Annotated in this window: 1 protein-coding gene; it reads right to left on the bottom strand. The window is 65.1% G+C overall.

The annotated features are described in order from the left end of the window. Positions 1-238, bottom strand: a 238-nt coding sequence (locus CUZ56_RS15525) for an AIR synthase-related protein (protein ID WP_239442653.1), incomplete at both ends; no start/stop codon positions are given.

Raw genomic sequence — 238 nt, 5'->3', positions numbered from 1 at the left:
GTCGGCACACCGTGCTCCTGGCACAGCTCCTTGAACTCACGGTAGCCGTTACCGCACAGCGAAACGATCGCTCGGGCCGGGGTCTCAGAGAACAACATCACCGACGGTTCACCCTCGGGCAGACTCACCGACACGCCAAGACCCCCCTGGAGGCAGCTTTCCACAAGCGCCTGCGCCAGGCCACCGTCGGACAGGTCGTGAGCGCTAGACAGCAGGCCGCGCTTCGACGCTTCCACCA

Origin of the sequence: Saezia sanguinis (assembly GCF_003991585.1) — a bacterium.
Classification (GTDB): Bacteria; Pseudomonadota; Gammaproteobacteria; order Burkholderiales; family Burkholderiaceae_C; genus Saezia; species Saezia sanguinis.
Note: the sequence above shows the minus strand (reverse complement) of the source record. Positions and strands in the feature narration are given on the sequence as shown.